Below are 23,346 nucleotides of genomic sequence, written 5' to 3'. Positions count from 1 at the left end.
ATGACAGAGAGGATGAGAAATGCTGTTACCCTTATATGTATACTGATTACGCTGGTGCTTGCCTGCGCCTGTAATAATACCAAATATCTGAAGGGTAACCAGCAGTTATATACCGGTGCGGATGTGAAAATAGAATCAACGGAAAAAGTACCGGAGAAGAAAGCGCTGCGTGGTGAGTTGTCTGATTTGTTGCGCCCCAAACCTAATTCCAGTATACTGGGGCTGAAAGTAAAACTGTGGGCATATAATATTGCTGGTAACCCTACGGGAAAGGGGCTTCGTTACTGGCTGAAATATAAGTTTGGTGAGCCGCCGGTACTGGCATCATTATCATCCATGGAAAAGAACCGGTCTATATTACAGAACCGTTTAGAAAACCGTGGCTTTTTTGGGGATACAGTGGTGTTTGATACTTCTGTGAAAAATAAGCGTGTTTCTGTAATCTATACAGCTACTGTTGGCAGGCAGTATACCTACGGGAAAGTGCAGTTTCCTGCAGATTCCAGCGATCTGGGAAAAGCGGTTGCGTTGGTTACACGGCGCTCGCGTTTACGTGCGGGCAGAGCTTATGATCTGGATATGATAAAGGAAGAGCGCACCCGTATTGACGACCGTCTGAAGCAAAGAGGATTTTACTATTTCAGTGATGATTATTTGCTGGCGAAAGCAGATTCTACAGTAGGAGACAATAAGGTGGATATAGATATGCAGGTAAAGAAGGAAACGCCGCCGCAGGCGCGGAAGCCTTATCGCATTAATAAAGTAGTGGTATATGCAGATTATGAGGCGCGCGATACTTTAATGCGCTCACAGGGAATAACAAAACTTGATGGATATACTATTGTTGATCCCAAACATCAGTTTAATCCTAAGATATTCAGCCGTACGCTGGTGTTTGATTCCGGTGATTTATACAACCGGGAAGCGCATAATCTTTCTCTTAACCGGTTGACAACACTGGGCGTATTTAAGTTTGTAAAAGCGCGGTTTCGTGAGGTGCCTAACAGTTCGCAGCCGCTGCTGAATGTTAATTATTACCTTACACCAACGGAGAAAAAATCAATCCGTTTTGAAGCGTCGGCCCTTACCAAATCCAATAACGCCAATGGTGGAGAGGTTTCAGTAAACTGGCGGCACCGGAACCTGTTTAAAGGCGCGGAGTTGTTTGTTGCCACGGCTTATGCCGGTTTAGAACAACAGATTTCCGGCCAGGGGAATATAGCTACCAGGCGTGTAGGTGCCACTGTAAGCTTGTCTGTTCCGCGTATAATTGCACCATTCCGCTTTAATACCAACAGTGGCTTTGTACCAAAAACTAAAATGGAGCTTGGTTATGAAATTTATAACCGTAGTAACCAGTATACACTTACTTCTTCCAAAGCCACTTTCGGGTATATCTGGAAAGAGAGTGCGCAGAAGGAGCATACATTAAACCTTGTTTCGATTAATTATGTACAGCCTACCAATATTACAGACACCTTCCAAAAGCAACTGGATGAAAATATTACGCTGGCCAGAAGTATAGAACGGCAGTTTATTATTGGCACCAACTATAATTTTAACCTGAATACACAGATAAACCCCAACCGTAAACGCAACAATTTTTACTTTAACGGAAATATTGATTTGTCGGGCAACCTGCTGGGACTGGCTACTGGTGCCCGCGTAACGGAAGGGAAAGAGAAGCTGATATTTAATACCCCTTTTTCGCAATACACCAAGCTGGAAGCTGATTTTCGTCACTACCTGTCGCTGGGACGGTTTACTCAGTTTGTGTCGCGTATATATGGCGGTGTTGGGTTTGCTTACGGTAACAGTACTACGTTGCCGTTTATCAAGCAATTTTTTGCAGGTGGCGTAAATGATATCCGTGCTTTCCGCTCCCGGTCGATAGGACCAGGTACCTATTATGGAGGAGACAGACAAACTAACAATTTTTTGCCTGATCAGCCCGGGGATGTAAAACTGGAAATGAATGCTGAATTGCGGGCGAAGCTGTTTTCGATAGTACGGGGGGCCATTTTTATAGATGCTGGTAACGTTTGGACCCGCAAAACTGATGTTGCGCGGCCGGGTTCTGTTTTTACCAAAGATTTTCTGCAGCAGATAGCGGTTGGTTCCGGTGTAGGCCTGCGGTTTGATATCAGCATTCTGATACTTCGTTTTGATGTGGCTTTCCCGTTACGTAAACCCTGGTTGCCTGACGGTGAGCGTTGGGTGGTTAAAGACCTGAAGCTATTTGCCAGCGACTGGGTATATAACCTGGCCATTGGTTATCCTTTCTGATGTTTTTCCTTTTGTATGATCAGTTGCTGGCTTATGGCACTGGCTTCATCAATAATGGCTGAAGGGTAACCGGTCATTTCCAGAATTTTAATAGCATTACGGGTAGTAAGCGGTCCTTTTTTTATGAGGTGATCAAAGTGTAGTTGATCGTTCTGAATGGTTTCTGTAAAGTGATACAGATCGTATTCTGTTTCCAGCATGTCGGTAAGTTCAACATCGTGCGTAGCTACCAGTACCACATTATTATACCTGTTGAGCCAGGATAGAATGGCTTTACCTGCGGCAATACGTTCAATGGTATTAGTTCCTTTGAATACTTCGTCGAGTATAAAAATATTCTGCCTGTTGGGGCGAACTTCATGGATAAGGCCTGACATAATATTTACTTCTTCAAAATAATAGCTTTTACCCTCCTGCAAATCATCATCAATACGGATAGAGGAATAGAGGTGTGCAGCAACAGGTAGTTGCATTTCTTCTGCAAAGCAGGTGTTGATAGACTGTGCGAATATAATATTGAGCCCGAGTGCACGAAGGAAGGTTGTTTTCCCGGACATATTGGAGCCGGTAAGCAGAATGCTTTTGTTTTGAATAAGCAGTGAGTTGGGAACACAATTACTGATAAGTGGATGGTGCATGTTTTTTGCCTGTAAAGCTTTTGCTGATTGTGTAAACTGCGGCCTGCACCAGGTAACCTCACCGGAACGCAGGGAGGCTATAGAAAGGGCTGTATCTACGCTACCTATTAACTGATAGAGTGCCAGTATATCTTCCCGTTTATTTTCCAGTTCCCGTATCAGACTGAAGAAGGTGTGGATTTCTACCAGAAAGAAAGCTCTGAGCAGTTCGAACAGGTAAGCCGTGAGTTGAGACATTTCATCTATCATTGGGTTACCGCTGAGCTGCCCGGCATTGAGTATGGCAAACTTTTTCCGGAAAGATTTCAGTGCGGAAATGGCGGATTGTGTCTGAACTGTGGGAAAGGGGATAGGGTGGGTGCTCAGCTTGTCTGCAATACGGATCATCTGATTCAGCTGCGGAAAGGAACGTGTAAACCGGTGGAGATTAGATTTGTTTTTGAGATGGACGAAAAGATTCAGTGGCAGCGGAATGAACAACCAAAGCAGCAACGGATGATACCATGGGGCCAACAGCAGAATAAGTATTACAGCTGTTACACTTACAGGCAACCATTTGAGATACGAGGGACGTTCTGCCAGTTTTTGCTCCAGCAGGCTGGTTACAAAATAAGCATCATTGTCACTCAAGGGGTGTAGCAGTAGCTGAATCTCTTCCCGGAGCGCTGTGTTTGTGATGAAGAAGCAGGCTTGTTGGTCGCGCTCTTCCAGCACAGCCGGATCGTGAGATGGCTGGCGTATGAGGTGATAGAGGTATTGTTGCCCGGGCCGGGTAATGGTTCTGTCTACATATTCAAAGGCAGCATTCAGATCCAGATCTGCAAACTGATGCGGAGTAATTATTTGTTCTGCCGGGGAGGTAATAGCAAGGCTATAGGTTTCTACCAGGTGAAACGGGGGATCGCTGTATTGCACCTCCCCCCAGCGGAGCTGCATTTTTGTTTTGAGGCGGGTGATTTGTTTTTTACGGTACCAGGAACGCCAGAACAGGAGAATTACGATGCCTGAAAGGGCTATAATGGCATATTTCAACATATATAATGGTGTGTATAGTTTACATAAACAGCCTGTTTTGTAAAAAAAAGGACGAAATGCCTGCTCTTTTACACTTAAAATATTCGTTTTCCCTACCTTTGCCGCCAAAATCGGAAACCCGGTTTCCGGGGGCACTTAAAATTATAACCTACATAATACATTATGTCTAATAAAGGTAAGATCAAACAGGTAATTGGGGCCGTGGTGGACGTGCATTTTGACAATGACGCCAGCCTGCCCGAAATTTATAACGCACTGGAAATTACCAGACCTTCCGGAGAGAAGCTGGTACTGGAAGTGCAGCAACACCTGGGTGAGGATAGCGTTCGTACCATTGCCATGGACGGTACCGAAGGTTTGGTACGCGGAATGGAAGTAGTGGATACCGGAAAAGCAATTGCTATGCCTGTAGGCCCTGGTATTAACGGACGTTTATTCAACGTAACCGGTGATCCTATCGATGGTTTACCTGCTTTAAGCAAGGAAAACGCACGTCCTATTCACAACTTACCTCCTAAGTTTGAAGATCTTAGCACTGCTACAGAAGTATTATTTACCGGTATCAAAGTAATTGACCTGATTGAGCCTTATGCAAAAGGTGGTAAAATTGGTTTGTTTGGTGGTGCGGGTGTAGGTAAAACCGTACTGATCCAGGAACTGATTAACAACATTGCGAAAGGCCATGGTGGTTTGTCTGTATTTGCCGGTGTGGGTGAAAGAACCCGTGAAGGTAATGACCTGCTGCGTGAGATGATTGAAGCTGGTATTATGAAATACGGCGACAAATTCATCCACAGTATGGAAGAAGGCGGCTGGGATTTAAGCTCAGTTGACCTGGAAGGCTTAAAAGATTCTAAAGCAACGTTTGTATTCGGACAGATGAACGAACCTCCGGGAGCCCGTGCACGTGTGGCACTGAGCGGCTTGACCATTGCGGAGTATTTCCGTGATGGTGATGGTACCGGAAAAGGTAAAGACATCCTGTTCTTCGTAGATAATATCTTCCGTTTTACCCAGGCAGGTTCTGAAGTATCAGCGCTGTTAGGTCGTATGCCTTCAGCGGTAGGTTACCAGCCTACACTGGCTACCGAAATGGGTCTGATGCAGGAACGTATCACATCCACCAAAAGCGGTTCTATTACCTCTGTACAGGCGGTATACGTACCAGCGGATGACTTGACTGACCCCGCTCCGGCTACTACCTTTGCCCACCTGGATGCTACTACCGTATTAAGCCGTAAAATTGCGGATTTAGGTATTTATCCTGCGGTGGACCCGCTGGATTCTACCAGCCGTATCCTTACGCCTGCAGTAGTTGGTGAAAAACACTATAACACTGCTGACCGTGTGAAGCTGATTTTACAGCGTTACAAGGAGTTACAGGACATTATTGCGATTCTGGGTATGGACGAACTGAGTGAAGAAGACAAACAAACTGTATCCCGTGCACGTAAGGTGCAGCGTTTCCTGAGCCAGCCGTTCCACGTAGCTGAGCAGTTTACCGGCTTAAAAGGTGTATTCGTTAGCATTGACGATACTATCCGTGGCTTTAACGCTATTATGGATGGTGAAGTAGACGAGTATCCTGAAGCAGCTTTCAACCTGGTAGGTACCCTGGAAGAAGCTATTGAAAAAGGTAAAAAATTACTGGCTCAGGCTCAGGGCTAATCAAAGACACTTTCTATTATGACATTAGAAATATTAACACCCGAAAAGAAGCTATACAACGGCGAAGTGTACGGTGTACAGCTGCCGGGTATAGAAGGCCTGTTTGAAATACTGGACAAGCACGCACCACTGGTGAGTGCTTTGGGCAAAGGCAATCTTAAAGTGCTGAAAGACAAAGGTGGTAAAACCGAGCAATACAGCATTCAGGGTGGTTTTGTAGAAGTGTTGAATAATAAGGCTACCGTACTGGTGGAAGGTGCTGTAGCACTGGATTAACCAAACCGGAAAAGTGAAATAAATGAGCAGGAAATGGCAATAGCTGTTTCCTGCTTTTTTTATGCTATTTGTTAAATATTTGGGTGAAAGTGGATAGAATGCTTCATTTTCAGGTTATTTCTAGTGGTTTTCACCTATATGAGCGATTAAATTAATACAAGGCAAAATTATTTATCCTTTTTTTCGCGTAGGTTTGTTTGTAACCAAACTAAAAACGCTTTGTGCCTGCTTTTCTGATGAAATTGCATACCCGATCCCTTCTTCACGTTGGGTGGCTGATACTATGCCTGTTGCAGCTTTCTGTTGCCAGCGCACAGGTAACGGCCGGGTTTACAGCAGACAAAACAGGCGGCTGTTCTCCTTTAACTGTTTCTTTTGCCAATACATCTTCCGGGGCCGGCATTTCCGCCACTTATACCTGGGATCTGGGAAACGGCAGCTTTTCTTATAATAAAAACGCCTCTGCCACTTATACAGAAGAAAAAACCTATACTGTAACGCTTACGGTTGCTGATAACGGGCGGGAATATACCCGTTCGATGCAGGTAGTAGTGGCGCGTAAGCCTGTAGCCAACTTTACTGTTTCGGCGTCTTCTGGTTGTATACCGTTTGGAGTAACTTTTACCAGTACTTCACAACCTGGTGATGGCACCCTTAGTAGCTTTGTATGGGAATATGGGGATGGGTATGCAGAGAGAACCAGTTCCGGAACTACTTCTCATACTTATACCCGCGAAAGTGTGCCTTCTGTAACCCTGACGGCTATTAACAGTTACGGTTGTGCATCGGCAGTTTATAAAAAGGCGGTAACGGAAGTGTTACCGCCGCTGGCGGCGGTTTTTACCAGCGACAAAGCGGTACTGTGCACATTAAATGATGCGGTGGCTTTTACCAATACCAGTTACGGGCCGGGTACTTTACAGTACAAGTGGGATTTTGGTGATGGTAAAACAAGTGCAGAGAAAGATCCAAAGCATGTGTACGCCAGTAAAGGGGAATATCAGGTAAGTTTAACCACCAGTAATAACAAAGGGTGTACGCAAACTACTCAGTTACCTGCTAAACTGAATGTGGCTTCTTACACGGCAGATATTACAGTGCCTGCCCCTATTTGTACCGGCGCTTCTGTTTCCTTTGGCAGCACTGTATATCCTTATACCTACAATCAGCAATGGACCTTTGCGGATGGAGATATTTATTCTCCTTATGCCTATAAATATTTTACTACCGGGGGAACGCAAACGGTGAAGTTGAAAGCGGTGTTTGACAAATGTCCGCTGGAGGTAACTAAAACCTTTACTGTTCACACCACACCAGACTTGAAAGGGTTTGAGATAAACAGCAATGCGCCATGCGGCGCGCCATCAACAGTTGCTTATAAGGATACCAGCAGCTGGGCGGTAAGCTGGGCGTGGTCTTTTTATAACGGAAATACCGTGAACTCCAGTATCAGAAATCCATCTGTTAATTATACCTACGATGGTGTTTTCAGTGCTTATCTTACCGCTAAGGATGCTAATGGTTGTACAGCCACTGGTAGTGGAAGTGTATTAATTGGCCGCCCTTCTGTAGCTACTTCCTATACCAGTTCTACAGCCACAGGTGGGGGGGTAACTAACTGCGGTGCCTTTAGCGTATCCTTTAAAGCATCGGTAAATATCGGCAGCATTCAATCGTATAAATGGAGCAATGGCGTTAGTACCTCAACTGTAGCAGAACCAACTTTTGATTTTACTACTCCGGGATATTATAATGTTACGCTGACATATGTAACAGATAAAGGATGCACAGGCACTACCACGGGTATTCCGGTTACCGTATTTAAACGTCCACAGGCAGCTTTTTCAGGTAGTACTTCTGTATGTGGCAATTCTACGGCAAATTACAATGCTTCGGATGGCGCAATAGACCATACATGGTCTGCCTACAACACTAAAAACAATGTGTTTTTTTACAGTGGGGGTTCGTATCCCAGTGTTGTTTTTCCTGACACGGGCGTATATACTGTTAAGCTGATCAGTTATAATGGTTATGACAAAGGGTGTAGTGATACTGTTATTAAAACAGATTATGTAAAAGTGTTACCTCCTTTTGCAGGCACTATCAATTACACCAATACCTGTGATGGCACAAGGGGAGCGGTTACGTTTACCGAAAACTCGCAACAGGTAGAAAAATGGGATTGGGATTTTGGCGATGGCGGCACGATGACTTATGCAAAAGCTGACAAGCCGGCGCAGGTAGTGCATACTTATAAGGCGACTGGCACTTATATAGTACGATTAAAAGTAACCAACGGCGATTGCGTACTTAGCACAGAAAGAACCGCGCAGGTGTTGCTGAAGCAGAAGCCTGTACTTACGGCATCTAATACTACCATCTGTAATAATGAAACCATAGATATACAATTGAATGGGTTTGAAGTAAACCCGTCAGTTACCTGGTCGGAAAGTAATTTCTATTATTTTACCCAGCTACAGTATAATGATGGCACCCCTTTCACAGGAACGAATAACAATACCACACCGGGTACAGGTACTTATTATCATTACTGGCGAACCAATTACACAGGTATACTGGGAAATATAGAAGGAGGCAAAAATGCGATACGGGTAATTACCACCTCCGCCGGCTTTAACTGCCAGGATACCTCTAACTATGTAGCTATACAGGTGAACAGGCCAACGCCCGCTTTCAAAGTGGTGAAAGACAGTGTTTGTAATAAGCAGGCCAATGTGTTGGAAGATTTATCCAAAGCCTCAAACAGCAACAAGATAATAAAATGGCAATGGAGCTTTGGAGATGGTGAATACACGGAGTATACACAATTTACCAGGCAGGTGAGCCACGTGTATAAAAATGTTGGCAATTATGGAGTAAATCTGACGGTTACTGATAACCAGGGATGTACCTCCTCTACTTATGGTAATGTTGTTATGGCGGGGCCTATTGCTGATTTCTCTTTTTATCCGACAGCGGGAACGCCTAAAAACACGGTATATGTTTCTAACTATACCCGAAGTGTATATGACTACCTATATCCTAACGATTATAAGTGGCGTTTTTCTATCAGTAAAACCACATCAGACCAGTATACGCCGCCAGGGCTTACATATACCAAAGCTCCGGATAATGATACCATAACACTTATTGCCTCTAACACCAGATCTCATTGTGCGGATACGGCTGTAAAGGTGCTGCCGGTAATAAACATGAACACGGCATTTACCATGAACACCAGCTTTTTACATTCTACCGGTTGTTTGCCTGTGTTTGTACAGTTTACCAATACCTCTTATAATGTAACAGGAGTTATATGGGATTTTGGGGATGGCACAGGGTTGGAGGACCTCAGTAACTATAACCGTAATCCAGGCCATATTTACCGGGAGCCGGGTGTTTATAAAGTTACCTTATACGGGTTTAATACCTATTACAATTCAAAAGATACTACGGTTGATTCGGTTATCATAAGGCCGGCAGCCACTGCACAGGTAACCAGTAATATTACAGAAAGCTGTACAGCACAGGATGTGCAGCTGAAACTGCTGAGCAGTACTAATGTCACTGAATTTACCTGGGATTTTGGAGATGGAATTCTGGAGGCGGTACGGGGCAATTCTGCTTTACACCGCTATGAAACAGCAGGTATTTACCAGCCGGTGATTATAGCTAAAAACGGGAATGGGTGCCCTTATAGTTTTGCTACTCCGGCACCTATACTGGTAGACAGTCTTCATATAACCATTCAGTCTAAGCCGCCTTTTATCTGTGATTCTGCAACGGTAGGCTTTCAGCCGGTAGTAAAGAACCTGGGGGCAGATAAGTTAGGTAAAGCATTATATTATCACTGGAGTTTTGGTACGCAACGCCCGGCAGATACGGCTAATGAAGCCACCCCTTCGTTTTACTATAACAGGGCCGGGGTATATAACACCACGTTACGTGTACGGTCAGAAGCGGGTTGCGTAAAAGAAACCAGTGCTACGGTAACCGTGGTAACCACTCCGGTGACTTCTATTACGGCACTGAAGGAGATATGTGCTAACGAATCTCTGGTGTTTACGGGCAAGGCGAGCCCGGCGCCTGAAAACTGGCAGTGGCAGTTTGGTAATGGAGAGAGCGCGGGTGTGCAGGATGCGGGAGCAATTAGTTACCGGCAGGCAGGTACTTATCAGATACGGCTTGTAGCAGATAATAAAGGATGTACAGATACTGCATTGCATACGTTGGAAGTGCGGCCTTTACCATTGGTGGCACCTATGAATGATACTGCCGTGGTAATAGGGGCCACTGTGCCTTTACGCGCTGCAGGCCGCAATGATATTGTGCGTTGGAACTGGTTACCCATGGGGGATGCTGTATGCCCCACCTGTGCCGTTACTACTGCTGTTCCTTCCAGGCATACTACTTACGAAGTAACGGGCTGGACAAAATATGGCTGTAGCGCGTCGCAATCTTTTCATGTAAGACTGCTTTGTGCTGCCACTCCCATATTTATACCCAACACTTTTACACCTAACAAAGACGGCAGGAATGATCTGTTTTACCCACGGGGTAAAGGTGTGAAGCTGGTGAAGTTTTTCAGGATTTATAACCGTATGGGAGAAATGATTTTTGAGCGCAGAAATTTTCAGCTGAATGATGCTTCGCAGGGATGGGATGGTACTTACCTGGGTAAGACACTGGGCAATGAGGTATTGGCATATGCAAGTGAGATGGTTTGTAATGCCGGTGAAACATTTTCTATTAAAGGTTCAGTAATGCTTATCCGATAAATGATGTGATGCGATTATGATAGGTGCAGGAACATATAAAAAAATACTGGTTGTTTTATTAACTGCTTTGTGCTTTACGGTTGTAAACGCGCAGGATATACATGTGTCGCAGTTTTATGAAACGCCCTTATTGCGTAATCCTGCGCTGGCGGGCATTTTTACGGGCGACGTGCGTTTGCAGTTGCTGCATCGTAATCAGTGGAGCTGGACGGGCTTTCCTTATAAAACCACTGCTTTCAGCGGAGAGTATAAGTTTGCGGTAGGAGGTGCAGGTGACTATCTGACGGCGGGCTTACAGGGATATTATGATCTGGCGGGAAGCAGCCGGTTGCGAACTACCCAGCTGATGCCTGCTTTGAACTTTCATAAATCGCTTAGTGCAGAACGTAGCGAGTATTTATCGGTGGGGTTTATGGCCGGCTTTGTGCAACGGCAGTTTGATGCGCATAACCTTACGTTTGATTATCAGTATGTGAGTGGTGAATATAATCCCGGCAACCCCACCGGAGAATCTTTTGCAGCGTACAACCGGGGCTTTTTTGACATAGCTGCGGGAATCAGCTATAATAACGAGCTGAGAGAGAATGGAAGCTATTATCTGGGTGCTTCTTTATTTCATATTACCAAACCTTCGGAACAGTTTAAGCAGGAGCGTATAGTACTACCGTCTAAGTTGCAGCTGAATGCAGGTTTTCACGTGCCTGTAAGTGACAGAGTACGTATGCAGACAGAGCTGAACTATTCTAATCAGCGTGGATTTAATGAGCTGATGGCAGGTGCTTTGTTTACCTATGAACTGAATGGCAGTGAATTGTATAACAGTGATACTTATTCTACTGCCTCTGTGAGTGGAGGTATTTTTGCACGTTTTAATGATGCGGTTGTACCTGTGATAAAACTGCAATATCAGCAGTTTGAAGTCGGGTTTAGTTACGATATCAACACCTCTGATTTGAAAACAGCCAGTATGAGTAGGGGCGGCTATGAGCTGTCGCTATCTTACAAAGGCTTCACGAGAGCTGCCATAGGTGCGGAGCATATAAAGTGTCCGCGATTTTAAGGCCAATTATTGAACTGGAATGTATATAAAACTGCTATGGGTTAAAAGCCTGTTATTATTGTTATTGGGTGGGTTTTCTGTTTCCGCTGCTGCTCAGGCACCGGTAGCGGATTTTAGTGCTGATAAGGTTACAGGCTGTGCGCCGCTTACAGTGAATTTTACCAATACTACCACGGGCGCATCCGGAACAGCTACCTACAGATGGGAGTTTGGGAACAGCCGTTCTGCCACAACCAGAGATGCCGGTACTATATTTACCGAAGAGCGGGAATATGAGGTAAAGCTTACGGTAACGGATGGGGGAGTTACTTCTATAAAAGTATTGAAGATTGCGGTTAAGGAAAAACCTGTTATTGGATTTACTTTTAATCCGTTCCGTGCCTGTGCGCCTTTAACGGTTGCCTTTAACAGTAATGCGCGTGTAAGTACCGGAGCCACGGTTGCGCAGTATTTATGGGATTTTGGAGATGGGACTACTGATAGGGGAAACAAGGCCAACCCGATACATACTTATACTGCACAGCAGACAGCGAGCGTTTCGCTTACTGTTACAGACAGCTACGGGTGCAGCGCTACTGAGATAAAGTCGAACATAATAGAAGTTGGTCCGCCGGTGAAAGCGCTTTTTACACCAGATAAATCCATGGTATGTACCACAGGGGACAAGGTAACCTTCACCAACAATTCCACAGGACCGGGTACGCTTAATTACGCGTGGGCATTTGGAGATGGGGCCACTTCTACAGAAAAAAGTCCTTCTCATACTTATACAGGCTCTGGTAATTTTAAGCCCAGGCTTACCGTTACCAGTTCGGAAGGCTGTAGCAATACCTACGAGTTGAGTACCGGCGTTTCTGTAGGAACGGTAAAGGCAGATTTTACGGTTCCCGCCAGAGTTTGTACCGGAAACAATACTACGTTTAACAGTACAACTACCCCGGTACCTGACTATACCAGCTGGACTTTTAATGATGGCGCTACCGGCAATGTAAGAAAGTTTGCTAAAGCGGGTGAGTATGAATTAACAATGACGGCCTTTTATAGTGGCTGCAACGTATCTGTAACAAAGAAAATACAGGTAATTGCCGCACCCGCCCTGAATGGATTTGTTATTGAGAGTAATGGAGCCTGCGGTGCGCCCGCTACGGTTACTTTTAAGGATACCACCAAAGCTGCGCTTACCTGGCAATGGGCCATTGACAAGAATAATGTGGCTACTACACGTGATGTTACTTATTCTTTTACCAGCAACGGTAACCACGCCGTTGCTTTAACCATTACAGATAGTACTGGCTGCAGTTCGCTGCTGGAATTTCCTTATTATCTGGATAAGCCTATTGTTAATATAGTTCCTTCTTATTCATCCAGCCCTAATATTCTGAGTGGTTGTGAAGGGTTTGTTGTTGAATTCAGTACGTTGGTATCGCAGAAGCTGGTGAGCTATCAATGGGATTTTGGCGATGGCGGAACCTCTATAGAAGTAAAGCCCAGACATACTTTTAATAAAGCTGGTGTATATAATGTGGCACTGAATTATACTACAGAGAGTGGGTGTAAGGGTACAGCTTACTTATATAATGTTGCCGTATATGCCAATCCGGATGTTGACTTTACGGTAAAAGAAGCGAATCCTATCTGCGGTAATAATATCGTGCATTTTGACGGGGTTGCTCAGAATACTGCTACTACCTGGTTCTGGCATTATGAGGGGGATTATAAAAGGGCCTCTTCCGGTTCTGCAAAGGGAGCCTATCAGTATACAAAGGAAGGCACTTACTCCGTTATTCTGGTGGCGGTAAACGGTACCTGCAGGGATACTGTAGTTAAGCCTGCATTGCTGACTGTTAAACCGCCCTTTGTATACATGGATAAGCCTGAGAACACTTGCACGGGAGATAGAAAAAAAGTGACTATACGTGATACCTCCAGACAGGTGACCAGCTGGCACTGGGATTTTGGCGATGGAACTACTATGGATTATGGAAGTAAAGTGCCTTCTGTATCTCATGTATATCCTAAAACGGGTATATACAAAGTGGTGATGACGGGTTACAATGGAGCCTGCAGTGTAAGTGATTCTGATTTTGTATATGTAATGGATAAGCAACGTCCAAAGCTTACCATTGGATCAGCGGGGGCATGCAGTAGTGATTCGTTGTATGTAGAAGTTTCTAATGAAGAGGCGAATCCGAAAGGCATTTTATATGAAGGTGATTTTACGTTGCATTGGGAAACTGCGCGTGGTGTTAGCCCCACTAACCCGAGGCTGATAAAATCAGAGTATAACGACTGGGCCTATACTTACAAAGGAACTTTGCAATGGCTGCCTCCGGGAACAGATTCGATACGAGCTATCACTACCACATCAGAGTTTGGTTGTTTTGATACTACTGATTTTGTTAAAGTACATATTACGGGACCTGTAGTTGACTTTACAACTCCTGCCAACAGTGTTTGTTATAACACGCCCAATGTGTTTATTGATAAAACCAAACCGGAAGACGGAGCGCCTTTGATTTCATGGACGTGGAGCTTTGGTGATACTACGGCTTTACAGACCGTGTATGCACCGCAGGATATGAAATATGTATACGGGAACCCCGGGACACATAAGATTATTTTGAAAGCAACTGACAAAAACGGATGTTATGGGTTGGATTCTATGATGGCAATTACTACGGGGCCCAAGGCAGACTTTACATGGCAGCCGGATCAGGTGAAGCCAAACACAACCGTTAATTATATTAATAAGAGTAATCCGTATGGTGGACTGGTGGTATATACCTGGCTTTTCAGTTTTGACGGAAGCACTTCTATCCTGGCTAACCCGTCTAAAACCTACCTCCGCGTGGGAGTGGATACGGTAAAGCTGATAGCGGGTAATCCAACGAGTTTGTGTATTGATACCATGATTAAGCTGGTATACATAAAGAATATACAGGCAGGCTTTACTTCCACTGTAAGCTATGTAAACGGTAACAGCTGCCCGCCTGCACTGGCTTCCTTTGTAAACACTTCACAAAATTATACGCGGGTGAGCTGGGATTTTGGGGATGGTTCCACTGCCGGAAACAGCAATACGCCCACTCACATTTACAACAAGCCGGGAGCTTATATTGTAAAGCTGTATGCATATGATAATACCGGGGATGTAGATTCCATTACTCATGAAGTATTGGTAAAGGGACCTGTGGGGACTTTTACAGCAGATAAAGCTTTCTGGTGTGGTGCGCCGGCAAAGGTTACCTATACGGCCACCACAAGTGGTGTGACTGATATTACCTGGGACCTGGCAGACGGCCCATTGATTCATTCAAAAGAAACTACTATTACACATGAGTATAAAACAGCAGGGGGATACAAGCCTGCTATTATTTTAAAAGATGATAAAGGATGTGAGGCTACGTTTGAGGTGGCTGTGCCATTAGTAATAGATACACTGCATGCAGTTATGGAAAATAGCAATGCTGTTGTGTGTGATTCGGGTGATGTGCAGTTTTCTACTAAAGTGGTGAATATAGGAGCTGATCAGTTTCAGTTGCCTTTGCAATGGCATTGGAATTTTGGAACAGGAAATACAGAAGATACTGCCAACACTGCTGCTCCTGCATTTTTCTTTACTACTACCGGTAAACATATCATTAATCTGACTGTCAGCTCAACGGCAGGATGCGTGGTAAGCCTTAAAGATTCAGTTGTTGTAAAGCCTAAAACAAAGGGAAGTATTACAGGGCCGGCAGAGATTTGTGTAATGAACACAGGCTCTTTTACCGGAGCAGCTGATGGAGATGCGGAAACCTGGCGCTGGTATACGGGTGAAGGGGATGTAATTACAGACAAAGCCTCCATATCTCATTCCTATTCAAAAGCAGGGACATACAATGTACTGTTGCTGATAACAAATGCAGGCTGTACAGATACCGCCAGCCATACTTTAATGGTTCATGCTTTGCCGGATATTCAACTGCATCCCGGCAATAAGGCTATATTGTGTGAAGGAGATACGCTTATCTTAACTGCACATAACGGAGTAAGTTACTCCTGGCAACCTGCGGTGTTTATTACAGATGTATTCAGTGCCTCGCCGGGTGTATATCCCTCCTCTGATGCTACTTATACCGTTCGGGTAACTGACGGTTATGGTTGTATAAATAAAGATTCCATTCGTGTTACCGTTGCTTATCCCTTCTCGGTTTCACTTACTGACGCTGACGTTTGCCAGGGGCAATCTGTAACACTGAATGCTTCGGGGGCAGATACCTATCGCTGGATAGCCGGGACGGGATTGAGTAGCCAGGATATTGGCAACCCTATAGCCACCCCTGCCACTACAGGTATCTATAAGGTAGTTGGATATGATTCCGCAGGTTGTTTTACAGATACGGCAACAGCTGTACTATCTGTAAGAGATTTACCTGTTGTTGGTACAATAGCTGATACGGTATTGTTGGCCGGGACAAGCATGCCCTTACCAACTACGGGTAGTAGTAATGTGGTGTCATACACATGGGCGCCTGCCAGTTACCTGGATTGCGCAGGATGTCAATCGCCTGTAAGTACTCCCCGTTCTTCTGTAAATTATACTGTTACAGCACGTACATCTTATGGTTGCGAAGCCAGTGATACCGTAAAAGTGGTGCTTCGGTGTGAAGAAAGCAGTGTTTTTATTCCCAATACATTCACGCCCAACAAAGACCGCAGAAATGATGTTTTTTATCCACGGGGCAAGGGGATCAGACTTATAAAATATTTCCGTGTTTACAACCGGTTAGGCGAGCTGGTGTTTGAGCGCCAGAACTTTCAGATTAATGATGCCAGCCAGGGGTGGGATGGTGCCTTTAATGGTAATGCTATCAGTAACAATGTATTCAATTATGTGGCGGAAATGATTTGTGATGGTGGTGGCAGCTTTATGTATAAGGGTACGGTGTTGCTGTTGCATTAACATCTCCTTAACGAAAATACTAATGACGTCTTAAAGTGTGTGTAAACTTTATATCTGGCCCTTTTTTGGTAACTGTTCCTGTGTAAATAGTTAGCATATGAGGAGGCGTATGATGTGGCCGTTGCTGACGGCAGTGGTAATTGCACTTGGGGCAGTAAGCTGTGTAAAAGATCCGTTGAATGATCTTACTGCGGAAGACTCGCGTATCTATATTACCAATTTTGACTCTACAGCAGATTTCACCCGGTTTAAAACTTTTCGTGTATCGGATTCTGTAGCAGTTGTTTCAGGCAATAAGGCCTCCAGAGCGTTGGAGGCGGCAGACCTGGCATATATTAATGCTGTTAAGAAGTACATGCTACAAAGGGGATATCGTGAAGTTGCCAGCGATTCTACTCCCGATCTTGGAGTAAATGTGAACCGGATTTATAACACTTCAACAGGGGTAATCAGTTATCCTGATTATTGGGGTTACTACGGTGGCTACTGGGATCCATTCTACTGGGGTTATGGCGGCTATGGCTATTACATTCCTTATAGCTATGCCATTTATCAGATTACAGAAGGTGCATTTTCTGTGGACATGCTTGACTTAAAAGATGCTCCCGGAAAAAATACGATTAACGTAATATGGACCGGTCTGGTGCGTGGTTCAGGTATTCTGAATGCATCCGTAGCCGATGCGCAGATAAAAGCATTGTTTGATCAGTCAGCATACATACATGCCGGCAATAATTAAATGAATATGAGGCGTAGTGTAAAAATAATAATACCCCTGCTGGTTGTAATGGCAGGATATGGGTATAAGGCAAAGGCACAAATGCCGGTGGGGGAAATGCGTTTAAACCTGCTTTACAATTACAGCAAGCCACAGGGTAGTTTTAGTAACGACATGATAAGCAAAGGTTCGCCAAGAGGTGGAAAGGGGGAGTTGATGTATGGAATAAGCCGTACATTGGCTGCGGGGTTACAGGTAGGGTTTCAGGATTATTATCAGAAGTATCCGAGAGCTGTTTACCCGACTAATAAGAGCGAAGATATTTCAGCAGTGCTTACCAATTCGGTACAAACAACGCCTATTATAGCTAAGGTATTGTTTTCTCCGTTGGGTAACCAGCGCCTGATTGTACAGCCTTATGTATCGGCCGGTGCAGGTTTGAATCTTATTAATTATCGCCAGTATCTTGGGCAGTTTGAAAGCAATGATGCATCAGCTGGCTTTGTGGCACAGGCAGGGGCAGGTATACAAATTCCTCTTGGAGGCCTGAGTAGTTCGGGTATTATGTTAGGCGTAAACTATAATTATGCCCCTTACAGCAAGTTTGGCTTTAAAAACTTAAATACACTGGATTTTCAGGCAGGTGTTTTTCTGCCATTGCGCTAACGGGTTAGTTCAGCTGGGGATCTATAGGATAGTGAACCAGCTGTTCATATTTTCCGCCCATTTGTATAAGGGCATCCTGCCATATTCTATTATAGTCCTGGTGAAAAACCAATCTACGGTTGCCTTCAGTAGTAAGCCAGCTTTTTTCATCCAGCTCATTTCTGAGTTGTCCTACGCTCCAGCCGCTATATCCCAGGTAGAAACGGAGTTCTTCTTCCTGAATGTTGTTGTTCCGTATAGCGTCTGATAAAATTTCGAAATCTCCACCCCAGAAAATTCCATCTACAACTTCTACACCGCCTACCAAGTCTGGCCGTTGATGCAGAAAATGAATGGTATCCATTTGAACCGGTCCACCAAAATACACCGGGAAATTGCATCCTTCCAGTCCCCTTACCAGGTTTCCTATTGCCTGATTGTAAGGGCGGTTTATAACAAAGCCGAAAGAACCGGCCGCATCTTCGTGTTCACACAAAAACACAACAGTGCGCATGAAATTAGGATCTTTCAAAAAAGGATCTGCCACTAAAATTCTGCCTGATGCTACGTCCAACATATTCTTAAATTAAGATATCCGGTTGAGTAAAACAAATTTAGAGCCAGCCGGCTATGTTTTTACATCATTTGTTAATGTATGTGCCGGTGTTTGCCAATTACGGTGATTTGTATAGGTTTGTAGCAATGAAGAAGGTATTTCCGGCAATAATAGTATTGGTTACCCTGTCGCTTGCGGGTATTATACTGTTTCAGATTTCGTGGCTGCAGAACTTGTGGAAAGTTCAGGAGCAGAAAATTCTGTTTAAAATAGATAAGGCCTGCATTGCTGTTGCGGAAGAGTTTGCCAAACAAACATCCAGCCGGAACATTCATTTGCGTGGGGGCCGTTTGGGAATGCGGTTAACGCCGGATAGACTTACGCGTAATATACCCACTGTGCCTATTTCACAACGGTATACAGATGTAGAGGTGGAGGAACGTATCCGGAAAGCGTTTGATAAAGAAGATATCAGCCACCTGCGGTTTGAGTTTGCTATTACTGCTGATGCGGAGGAGCTGTTTGTAGAGCTTCAGTCAAAAAACTTTATGCCGCTGTTTTCTGATTCAGTTCATAACAAAGTGCGTTTTTACCCTGTGCTTCCCGAAACCGGAACAGTGGCAGAAGGATTATCAGATGGCGAGTATATTTTTATTGTAATACCCGATTATAAAAAGCAGATCTGGCAGTCACTTACCTGGCTGGTTACCCTGTCTGCCATATTTGTAGTTATACTGATTACGGCCTTTTATCTGACCGTGAAAACCATGTTTAATCAGAAAAAGCTGAGTGAAATTAAGAGTGATTTCATTAACAACATGACGCATGAGTTTAAAACGCCGCTGGCAACCATTTCTCTGGCGGTAGATGCCCTGCGTAACCAGAAGGTTCAATCGGATACACAGAAGATGCAGTATTTCAGCGGTATTATAAAGGAGGAGAACATGCGCATGAACAAGCATGTGGAAACCATTCTGCAGGCGGCGCTGATGGAAAAACAGGAACTGAAGCTAAATCTGCAGCCTTTGCATCTGCATAATGTTATTCAGCATGTGATGGATAATTTTCAACTGGTACTGAACGAGAAAAATGCCCAGATCCAGTTGATGCTGAATGCGCAAAATGATTTGGCTAATGTAGATGAGGTACACTTTACCAATCTAATCTCTAACCTGGTAGATAACGCTATCAAGTATTCAAAAGAAAATCTCTCTATAAAAATAACCACTCATAATACCAACCGGTTTTTGCTGATACGTATTGAAGACAATGGCATTGGTATGAACAAAGAGACGGTGAAGCGCATTTTTGAAAAGTTTTACCGTGCGCATACCGGTAACCTGCATAATGTAAAGGGCTTTGGCCTGGGCATGAGTTATGTAAAAACGGTTATTGATATACACAAAGGGCGCATTAAGGTAGACAGTACCCTGGGTAAAGGCAGTAGCTTTACTATTGAACTGCCTTTGCATAAAGAGCGGGATTAATCCTGTAGATTACATCATTCTTTTTTCCATAGCAGGCTGCCGTCGCCGTAGCTGAGAAACCGGAATTCGTGTTCCAGGGCATACTGGTATACTGTGCGCCAATCGTTTCCGATAATGGCCGCTACCAGTAATAGTAATGTAGATTGTGGTTGGTGGAAGTTAGTGACAAGGCCCTGTGCTATGCGCAGTGAGTAGCCGGGAGCTATAATAATCTGCGTTTTGGCAAATAGAATTTCTGTTTTTTGTTCCTGCATCCAATGAAGAAGGGTGGTTAACGCTTCTGTTGCGGGGATGTTTTGTGGCAACTCATAAGCATCCCATTGGCTGAGGTTTACGGTAACAGCAGTTTGTTGTTGTTGCTGCTGCCCAATGTTTACGCCTATCCAATATAAGCTCTCAATAGTGCGTAGTGATGTAGTGCCTACAGCAATAACAGGCTGACCTGATTGCAATTGTTGTATCAGCTGGCTGATGAATGCTGCCTGAATTTCAATAAACTCTGCATGCATTTCGTGTTCCTGCATAACAGCGGCTTTTACAGGCTTGAAGGTGCCTGCACCTACATGTAAGGTAACAAAGTGCTGCTGAATGTTTTTCTGCTGCAGTTGCTGCAGGAGTTGCTGCGTAAAGTGGAGACCGGCTGTAGGTGCTGCCACAGAGCCATCGTGCCGCGCGTAAATAGTTTGATAACGGGTTTTATCTTCTTCTTCCACCTGCCTGTTCAGATAAGGAGGTAATGGAAGTGATCCGGCTGCGTGTAAAATGTCAGCAAAATGCAAGTGTTCTGCTGACCAGTTGAATTCTATCAGATAATAGTCTTCCTTTCTTTCCACCATAGTGGCTGACAGCGTAACCGGTTGGTTATTGATAAGTATGGTTTTCTCCAGCGAACCCTGTTTCCACTTTTTGGCACCGCCTACCAGGCATTTCCAAAGTACATGCCCTGTTTGCTGCATGGCAGAGGTGATATCTGCAAATCCACCTGGTTCCAGGCAGAAGATTTCTATTCTACTACCAGTGTGTTTTTGAAAATGCAGCCGCGCTTCTACCACTTTGGTATTATTAAACACGAGCATCGAATCTACTGGCAGGTGTTCATGAAGCATCCGGTAGCGATCTTCTGATATTTGCCCGTTTCGGTAGATCAGGAGCTTGCTATCGTCCCTTTTTTCAAGTGGATGTACAGCAATACGGTCATCAGGTAACGAATAGGTATAATCAATGATGGATAAATTTCCCGGATGTGTCATAAGCGGCAAAAGTAGGAAAAAGGTCAATTAACAGTCAATGCACATCTTTTCCACAGGATATGCACATATCTTGCAGGCGTAAATCGTTCAAACCCTTTGTGTTCCTCCTTTTCCCCTCAAAAAAGAATGTGGAAAAAATAGCTCCGCCAATATTTGGCATAAAAGTGGGAAAAAGTGTTATTTTGTGGTAATAAATGGAGGATAAGCGCTAAAATCCCAAAAATGATAGGTTTTCTAGGTGAATATGAAGCTACCCTTGACACGAAGGGGCGTTTCCTGTTACCGGCAGGCTTTAAGAAGCAGGTGCCGGAAGGGGAAAATAGCTTTGTTATTACCAGAGGATTTGAGAAGTGCCTGAGCCTGTATCCCATGAAAAGTTGGGAACCCATTTATAACCAGATTAGTCAGCTGAATGATTTTGACCACAAGGTAAGGTTATTTCGCCGCCAGTTTTTGGGAGGTGCCACAGAAGTGGAGCTGGATGCTGCAGGTCGTATGTTGTTACCACCCACCCTTAAAGAATACGCCGGATTATCGAAAGACATTATTCTGGTTGCTGCATCTGATAAGATTGAGATATGGGATGCAGAGAAGTATAAACAGCTCTTTGAAGAATTTTCACCGGAGGCTTTCAGTAACCTGGCTCAGGAAGTGATGGCTCCCAAACCGATTGCCGGTTAAGGTGAAAAGTCAGCTGTACTATTTGCAAATAAGTGACGAAGGAAATGAACGATAACAACGATACATATCATGTACCTGATTCTGAATATCACGTACCGGTGTTGTTCAGAGAAACGCTGGAAGGTTTACAGGTACGCCCGGATGGGGTATATGTAGATTGTACGTTTGGCGGTGGTGGGCATAGCAGAGGTATTCTGCAGCAACTGGGGCCGGATGGCAGGCTGGTGGTGTTTGATCAGGACGCAGATGCGGCAGCGAATGTGCCGGAGGATGAGCGGATTTTATTTGTACCGCACAATTTCAGGCACCTGCAACGGTTTTTGCGGTTGCATAAATATACCCAGGTTACCGGTGTACTGGCCGATCTGGGGGTAAGCAGCCACCAGTTTGATGAAGCGGAGCGTGGGTTTTCTATCAGGTTTGACGGGCCACTGGATATGAGGATGGACAGAAGGCAGCCTTTAACAGCGGCTGATATTATAAAAACGTATTCGCAGCAGCAGCTGCATAAGCTCTTTGAACAATATGGTGAAGTAACCAACGCTAAAACACTGGCTGCACATCTGGTGCAGTTCAGACAGCAGGCGTCGCTTACTACAATCGATTCATTCAGGGCGTTACTGCAGCCGGTGATAAAGGGTAATCCTAATAAATATCTGGCTCAGGTGTTTCAGGCATTAAGGATGGAGGTGAATGATGAAATGGGGGCTTTGAAAGATATGTTACAGCAGGCTGCTGAGGTTTTACAACCTGGTGGCAGACTGGCGGTAATTACTTTCCACTCGATTGAAGACCGGATGGTAAAGAATTTTTTTAAGCAGGGAACTTTTGAGGAGGTGCCTGATAATCCTTTTTCTACGCAACAGCGCGAAGAGGTATGGAAGGTAGTTACCAAAAAACCTGTTACCGCTGGTGAAGAAGAGCTGAAGCGTAACCCGAGATCGAGAAGTGCTAAACTGCGTGTAGCTGAAAAGTTATGAGTGAACAACCCGTAAATAATAGTGCCGGTAGCAACCGCAAGCCGTTTAAGCGCATAATAAGCTATGAATGGGTTGTAAAGAATATTGGTTTCTTCTTATTCCTGGCGTTACTGGCGGTTTTGTATATCGCCAACGGACACATGGCGGATAAGAGTTTGCGGGATGCCGACAAAACAGAACGAGAACTGAAGGAACTACAGTATGAATATAAGACGCTGAAAAGCGAAATCATGTTCAGAAGCAGGGAATCTGAGATTATAAAAGTGGCGGATCCGCTGGGATTGAAAATGGTTACCGATCCACCACCACGGATTATGCAGGAGAAAAGAGAAACGGAGTAAGC

15 protein-coding genes are annotated in these 23,346 nt (G+C 44.6%); 12 read left to right on the top strand and 3 right to left on the bottom strand.

Features of this window, described 5'->3' with window-relative positions; all coding sequences use genetic code 11:
- On the top strand, positions 1–2,286 hold the full coding sequence (tamL, locus tag IEY13_RS25080) for a translocation and assembly module lipoprotein TamL (protein ID WP_229688006.1): 2,286 nt from the start codon (positions 1–3) through the stop codon (positions 2,284–2,286).
- Here tamL and IEY13_RS25075 read toward each other — a convergent pair.
- Positions 2,274–3,959: a MutS-related protein gene (locus IEY13_RS25075; RefSeq protein WP_188957563.1), complete on the bottom strand. Its 1,686-nt coding sequence runs from the start codon at positions 3,957–3,959 to the stop codon at positions 2,274–2,276. The genes tamL and IEY13_RS25075 overlap by 13 nt on opposite strands.
- Before the next feature lie 162 nt (positions 3,960–4,121).
- Between IEY13_RS25075 and atpD the strand changes: the two genes are divergently transcribed.
- The 7 genes from atpD (at position 4,122) to IEY13_RS25040 (ending at position 18,070) form a co-directional block, all read left to right on the top strand.
- The gene (gene atpD / locus IEY13_RS25070) at positions 4,122–5,627 is read left to right on the top strand and encodes a F0F1 ATP synthase subunit beta (RefSeq protein ID WP_188957561.1); all 1,506 of its coding nucleotides are present in this window, start codon (positions 4,122–4,124) and stop codon (positions 5,625–5,627) included.
- Between the two features lie 18 nt (positions 5,628–5,645).
- A complete protein-coding gene (gene atpC / locus IEY13_RS25065) occupies positions 5,646–5,903 on the top strand; it encodes an ATP synthase F1 subunit epsilon (protein WP_188957559.1) in 258 nt (85 codons plus the stop codon).
- 221 nt (positions 5,904–6,124) lie between these two features.
- Complete coding sequence (locus tag IEY13_RS25060) at positions 6,125–10,681, top strand: PKD domain-containing protein (RefSeq protein WP_188957557.1); 4,557 nt, start codon at positions 6,125–6,127, stop codon at positions 10,679–10,681.
- 16 nt (positions 10,682–10,697) lie between these two features.
- Entirely contained in the window at positions 10,698–11,741 is a 1,044-nt protein-coding gene (locus tag IEY13_RS25055; protein ID WP_188957555.1) for a PorP/SprF family type IX secretion system membrane protein, read from the top strand.
- 19 nt (positions 11,742–11,760) lie between these two features.
- Complete coding sequence (locus tag IEY13_RS25050; protein ID WP_188957552.1) at positions 11,761–16,686, top strand: PKD domain-containing protein; 4,926 nt, start codon at positions 11,761–11,763, stop codon at positions 16,684–16,686.
- A gap of 97 nt (positions 16,687–16,783) precedes the next feature.
- The gene (locus tag IEY13_RS25045; RefSeq protein ID WP_188957550.1) at positions 16,784–17,425 is read left to right on the top strand and encodes a DUF4136 domain-containing protein; all 642 of its coding nucleotides are present in this window, start codon (positions 16,784–16,786) and stop codon (positions 17,423–17,425) included.
- 6 nt (positions 17,426–17,431) lie between these two features.
- Positions 17,432–18,070, top strand: a complete 639-nt coding sequence (locus tag IEY13_RS25040; RefSeq protein ID WP_188957548.1) for an outer membrane beta-barrel protein — start codon at positions 17,432–17,434, stop codon at positions 18,068–18,070.
- A 4-nt stretch (positions 18,071–18,074) separates the two neighbouring features.
- On the opposite strand, the gene IEY13_RS25035 is transcribed toward IEY13_RS25040, so the two are convergent.
- On the bottom strand, positions 18,075–18,626 hold the full coding sequence (locus IEY13_RS25035; protein WP_188957546.1) for a YqgE/AlgH family protein: 552 nt from the start codon (positions 18,624–18,626) through the stop codon (positions 18,075–18,077).
- Between the two features lie 53 nt (positions 18,627–18,679).
- On the opposite strand from IEY13_RS25035, the gene IEY13_RS25030 reads away from it, so the two are divergent.
- Complete coding sequence (locus IEY13_RS25030; protein ID WP_229688005.1) at positions 18,680–20,092, top strand: sensor histidine kinase; 1,413 nt, start codon at positions 18,680–18,682, stop codon at positions 20,090–20,092.
- Between the two features lie 14 nt (positions 20,093–20,106).
- Here the strand turns inward: IEY13_RS25030 and IEY13_RS25025 are convergent, their stop codons facing one another.
- Positions 20,107–21,342, bottom strand: a complete 1,236-nt coding sequence (locus tag IEY13_RS25025) for an S-adenosylmethionine:tRNA ribosyltransferase-isomerase (protein WP_188957544.1) — start codon at positions 21,340–21,342, stop codon at positions 20,107–20,109.
- 222 nt (positions 21,343–21,564) lie between these two features.
- Between IEY13_RS25025 and mraZ the strand changes: the two genes are divergently transcribed.
- Genes mraZ through IEY13_RS25010 form a run of 3 tightly spaced genes read left to right on the top strand, consistent with a single transcriptional unit; the run spans position 21,565 to position 23,344 of the window.
- A complete protein-coding gene (gene mraZ / locus IEY13_RS25020; protein ID WP_188957542.1) occupies positions 21,565–22,023 on the top strand; it encodes a division/cell wall cluster transcriptional repressor MraZ in 459 nt (152 codons plus the stop codon).
- A 44-nt stretch (positions 22,024–22,067) separates the two neighbouring features.
- On the top strand, positions 22,068–23,003 hold the full coding sequence (rsmH, locus tag IEY13_RS25015; protein ID WP_188957540.1) for a 16S rRNA (cytosine(1402)-N(4))-methyltransferase RsmH: 936 nt from the start codon (positions 22,068–22,070) through the stop codon (positions 23,001–23,003).
- On the top strand, positions 23,000–23,344 hold the full coding sequence (locus IEY13_RS25010; RefSeq protein WP_188957538.1) for an FtsL-like putative cell division protein: 345 nt from the start codon (positions 23,000–23,002) through the stop codon (positions 23,342–23,344). The genes rsmH and IEY13_RS25010 overlap by 4 nt, the downstream gene beginning before the upstream one ends.
- Positions 23,345–23,346: the final 2 nt, after the last annotated feature.

The organism is Filimonas zeae (assembly GCF_014641615.1).
GTDB classification, from domain to species: domain Bacteria; phylum Bacteroidota; class Bacteroidia; order Chitinophagales; family Chitinophagaceae; genus Filimonas; species Filimonas zeae.
This window is presented reverse-complemented; position numbering and strand designations above follow the sequence as displayed.